Origin of the sequence: Dietzia sp. B19 (assembly GCF_014145155.1) — a bacterium.
GTDB lineage: Bacteria > Actinomycetota > Actinomycetes > Mycobacteriales > Mycobacteriaceae > Dietzia > Dietzia natronolimnaea.
Window position 1 is genome coordinate 1 of record NZ_JAALED010000339.1, and the last position, 4,548, is coordinate 4,548.

Annotated in this window: 5 protein-coding genes; 2 read left to right on the forward strand and 3 right to left on the reverse strand. The window is 70.3% G+C overall.

Annotated elements, in window-relative coordinates; translation table 11 throughout:
• The 3 genes from G6020_RS16610 to G6020_RS10255 all read right to left on the reverse strand — a co-directional run.
• On the reverse strand, positions 1–183 hold a 183-nt coding region (locus G6020_RS16610; RefSeq protein ID WP_347238352.1), incomplete at its 3' end, for an NAD(P)-binding domain-containing protein.
• 47 nt (positions 184–230) lie between these two features.
• Complete coding sequence (locus G6020_RS10250) at positions 231–983, reverse strand: SDR family oxidoreductase (protein ID WP_182610551.1); 753 nt, start codon at positions 981–983, stop codon at positions 231–233.
• Between the two features lie 84 nt (positions 984–1,067).
• Positions 1,068–2,543, reverse strand: a complete 1,476-nt coding sequence (locus G6020_RS10255; protein ID WP_179525952.1) for an aldehyde dehydrogenase — start codon at positions 2,541–2,543, stop codon at positions 1,068–1,070.
• Positions 2,544–2,617: 74 nt separating this feature from the next.
• On the opposite strand from G6020_RS10255, the gene G6020_RS10260 reads away from it, so the two are divergent.
• Together G6020_RS10260 and G6020_RS10265 are read left to right on the forward strand one after the other, a co-directional pair.
• Complete coding sequence (locus tag G6020_RS10260; RefSeq protein WP_182610552.1) at positions 2,618–3,190, forward strand: TetR/AcrR family transcriptional regulator; 573 nt, start codon at positions 2,618–2,620, stop codon at positions 3,188–3,190.
• 8 nt (positions 3,191–3,198) lie between these two features.
• On the forward strand, positions 3,199–4,413 hold the full coding sequence (locus G6020_RS10265; protein ID WP_095717621.1) for a cytochrome P450: 1,215 nt from the start codon (positions 3,199–3,201) through the stop codon (positions 4,411–4,413).
• Positions 4,414–4,548 lie beyond the last annotated feature (135 nt).

Consider the following 4,548-nt stretch of genomic DNA (forward strand, 5'->3'; position numbering starts at 1 on the left):
GGCGGGCGTCGCGGCGGCGGTGGCCCCCTCGGAGACGAACGGTTCGGCGGCCTCGGGACGGACGTCGCAGACCACCAGTCCGCCGGGCCACGACAGCAGCCGCCGGGCGATGGGCGCTCCCATGTTCCCGAGCCCGATGAACCCCACGGGCGCGGGGGAGTGCTCGGGCGACCCCGGCCCGATGGGTGAGGCTCCCGTGTCCTCCCCCGCGCTGCCGGCCGACTGCCCGCTCACGACCTGATGACCTGTCCGCCGTCGACGTTGAAGATCTGGCCGGTGATCCACGACGCCTCGTCCGACAGCAGGAATAACAGCATTCCCACCAGGTCCTGGGGCTGACCCATCCGCTTGAGGGGGAGCTTGTCGACCATGTCCTTGACGATGGACTGCGGGGTGGTGGTGCGGTTGGCCTCGGTGTCGATCGGGCCGGGCGCGATGGCGTTGATGCGGATGTTCGACCCGCCCAGCTCGGTGGCCAGCTGCTGGGTCAGGCCGTTGACGCCCACCTTGGCCAGGCCGTAGAAGCCGGAGTAGAGCCACGCGGCGGTCGAGGACTGGTTGACGATCGCTCCACCGCCGGCCGCCGCCATCTTCTCCCAGCAGGCGCGGACCATGAGGAGCTGGCCGTTCATGTTGACCTGCATGAACTTCTGGTAGTAGTCCCACGGCACCGTGATGAGGAAGTCGAGCTTCATGCCGCCGAAGATCGCGGCGTTGTTGACCAGCATGTCCAGCCGGCCGTACTTCTCCACGGTCGTCTCGGCGCACGCGTCGGCCGAGTCCGGGTCCGACACGTCGGTGTGCTGGAAGAAGGCCTCGCCGCCGGCGGCGACGATCTCCGCCGCCACGCGTTCGCCCTCGGTGTCCGAGACGTCGGCCACCACGACCTTCGCGCCCTCGGCGGCGAGCGCCTTGGCGTACTCCTCGCCGATTCCGCCGGCCGCGCCGGTCACGATCACGGACTTGCCGTCAAAACGTCCCATGTCTGTAGTCTCTGCTTCCTTGGTGTGGCTTGATATGGCTTGATATGGCGTGATGCGGGTGGTGGCTCGGGTGCGGGCGGCGCGTCAGGCCGGGGTGGCCACGGACTTGGTCTCGAGGTACTCCTCGAAGCCCTGGCGGCCCATCTCACGGCCGATGCCCGACTGCTTGTAGCCGCCGAAGGGCACGTCGGCGCCGTACCAGACGCCGCCGTTCACCCCGAGCGTTCCGGTGCGGATGCCCGCCACGACCCTCTCGACGCGGCCGAGGTCGGCGCCCCAGACGGCGCCGGAGAGGCCGTAGGGGGAGTCGTTGGCGATCCGGACCGCGTCGTCGTCGCCGTCGTGGGGGATGACGACGAGGACGGGGCCGAAGATCTCCTCCCGGGCCACCCGCGCGGAGTTGTCGAGTCCGGAGATCAGGGTGGGCTCCACCCAGAAGCCCTTGGCCTTGTCCTCGCCGGAGGGGCGCCCGCCGCCGATCTCGACGGTGCCGCCCTCCTCGACGGCCAGTGCGATGTACCCCTCGACCCGCTCGCGCTGCAGTTCGGAGATCAGCGGACCGCACAGGGTGCCGGGGTCGGTGGGGTCGCCCGGTGCGAAGGCCGCCATGGCGCCCTTGGCCGCCTCGACGGCCTCGTCGTACCTCTCGCGGGGCACCACCAGTCGGGTGGTGAGGGCGCACCCCTGGCCGGCGTGGGTACAGGCGTTGAGGGCCGTCATGAAGCAGGCGGCGTTCAGGTCGGCGTCGTCCAGCACGACCGCGGCGGACTTGCCGCCCAGCTCGAGGAAGACCTTCTTGAGGGTCTCCGCCGCGGCCACCATGATCTTCTTGCCGGTGGCGGTGGACCCGGTGAACGAGACGAGGTCCACGCGCGGGTCGGTGGTCAGCAGGGCGCCCACCCCGTGGTCCGAGGACGAGACCACGTTGAGCACGCCCGCGGGGATGTCGGTCTCCTCGGCGGCGATCCGGGCCACGGCCGCGGCGATGAGCGGGGTGTCGGGTGCGGGCTTGAGCACCACGGTGCAGCCCGCGGCCAGCGCGGGCCCGATCTTGGCCAGGTTGATCTGGTTGGGGAAGTTCCACGGGGTGATGGCTCCGACCACGCCGATCGCCTCCCGGCGCACCGAGCGATGGGAGCGCACCCCCATCACCTCGGACTCGCCCAGCTCCTCGACCCACTGGTAGGCGTCGACGAGGTCGGCGAGCCAGCCCAGGTCGGCCACGGGGCCCTCCAGCTGGGGCCCGGTGGTGAACATGTGGGGGGCGCCCACCTCGGCGATGGTCAGTGCGCGCAGCTCCTCGGTGTGGGACTGCAGAGCATCCCGGAGTTGCCGCAGACACGCCGCACGGAAGGCATGATCGGTGGACCACGTGGTGGTGTCGAACGCGGTTCGGGCCGCCTCGATGGCGGCGTCCATGTCCTCGGGGCGGGCGTCGGCGGCGCGGCCGATCAGGTCCTCCGTGGCGGGGTTGAGGACGTCGAACGTGCCGCCCCCGGAGGCCGGGCGCAGCTCGCCGCCGATGAGGAGCGGGGCGTCGTAGGTGGTGCTCGTCGTCACGGGGGGCCTTCCGTCGGGTGCGGGTGGACAACTGTCTAGACGATAGTCCGGCGAGTGGTGTACTGTCCAGACACATGTCCAGTGACGTTCGTTTCGAATCCACGCGAAGGCGCCTCAACGGCCAGCAGGCAGAGACCGTCGACCGCCTCACCAGCGCCGCGGTGGAGGTGTTGCGCGAGAAGGGGCCGGGCGGGCTCGCGGTCCGGGCCGTGGCCTCGAGGGCCGGCGTCGCCCCGGCCACCGCGTACACCTACTTCTCGTCCAAGGGCCACCTCATCGCCGAGGTGTTCTGGCGACGCCTGCGTGACCACGTCACCGAGGGCGCCGGCAGCGGCACCACGGTGGACAGGGTGGTGGCGGTCCTGCGGGACGTCGCGATGTTGGTCGCGGACGAGCCCGAGCTCTCCTCTGCGGTCACCGCGGCCCTGTTGGGCGACGACCCGGAGGTGTCCCACCTGAGGATCCGGATCGGCGCGGACATCCGACGCCGCCTGACGGCCGCGCTGGGTGACGAGGCCGAAGACGAGGTGATCGACGCCCTGGAGATGGTCTACGCGGGCGCGCTCGTCCGCGCGGGCATGGGCTATGGCTCCTACTCCGACATGGCGGACGCCATCGAGTCCGCCGCCCGACTCATCCTGAGGTGACCTGAGACATGACCACCGCGACTCCAGCCCCGCTCGTGTTCAGCCCGTATGACTACGCCGTACACGAGGATCCGTACCCGTTCTACTCCCGGTTGCGGGCCGAGGCCCCCGTCTACCACAACCCGGATCTCGACTTCTGGGCGCTGAGCAAGCACGCCGACGTCCGTGAGGCCTTCCGTGCGCCCGACGTGTTCTCCAACGCGATGGGGGTCTCCCTCGACCCGGCGGCGTACGGACCGCACGCCTACAAGACGATGTCCTTCCTGGCGATGGACGACCCGAGGCACGCCCGGCTGCGCAAGCTCGTGAGCAAGGGCTTCACCTCCCGACGGGTCGACGCGCTCTCCGAGGGGATCGAACGGATCTCGCGGCAGTACTGGGACGAGTGCCTCGACAGGTCTCGGGACGGCGGCGAGTTCGACTTCGTCCAGGACTACGCGGGCAAGCTGCCGATGGACGTCATCTCCGACCTCATGGGGGTGCCGGAGTCGGATCGCGACGAGCTCCGCCGGCTCGCGGACCTCGTCATGCACCGCGAGGAGGGCGGTCAGGACGTGCCCGAGGACTCGATGGTCGCCGCCTTCGACCTCATCGCCTACTACCAGGGCATGGTCGCCGACCGGCGGAAGCAGCGGACCGAGGATCTCACCTCGGCGCTCATCGACGCCGAGATCGACGGGGAGAAGCTGGACGAGGACGAGATCCTGTCCTTCCTCTTCCTCATGGTGGTGGCGGGCAACGAGACCACCACCAAGCTGCTCGCCAACGCGATGTTCTGGGGCCACGAGTACCCCGACCAGTCGCGACTGGTGATCGACGACCCGGAGCGGGTGACCGACTGGGTCGAGGAGACCCTGCGCTACGACACCTCCAGTCAGTTGGTCCTGCGCACCACGACGCAGGAGGTCACGGTCCGCGACGTCACCATCCCGGCCGACCAGAAGGTGCTCCTGCTCATCGGCGCGGCCAACCGCGACGAGGAGGTGTTCGAGGACTCCGGGGCCTTCCTCCTGGGCCGGGACACCTCCGCGAGCCTGAGCTTCGGCCAGGGGCCGCACTTCTGCCTCGGCGCGCACCTCGCGCGACTCGAGGGGCGGATCGCGCTCGACCAGATCTCGCGGTCCGTCACGGGGTACGAGATCCTGCCCGGCGCCGAGCGCGTGCACTCCTCCAACGTGCGTGGCTTCGCCCGCCTGCCCATGCGCGTCGAGGTCAGACGCTGATGAGCCTGAAGTTCCCACCGCAGCGGGACGCGGCCGACCGTCCCGCCCTCGTCACGGGCGCCTCCTCCGGTATCGGTCGCGCCTCCGCGGAGGCGCTGGCCGCACTCGGGCACCCCGTGGTCGTGGGGGCCCGCC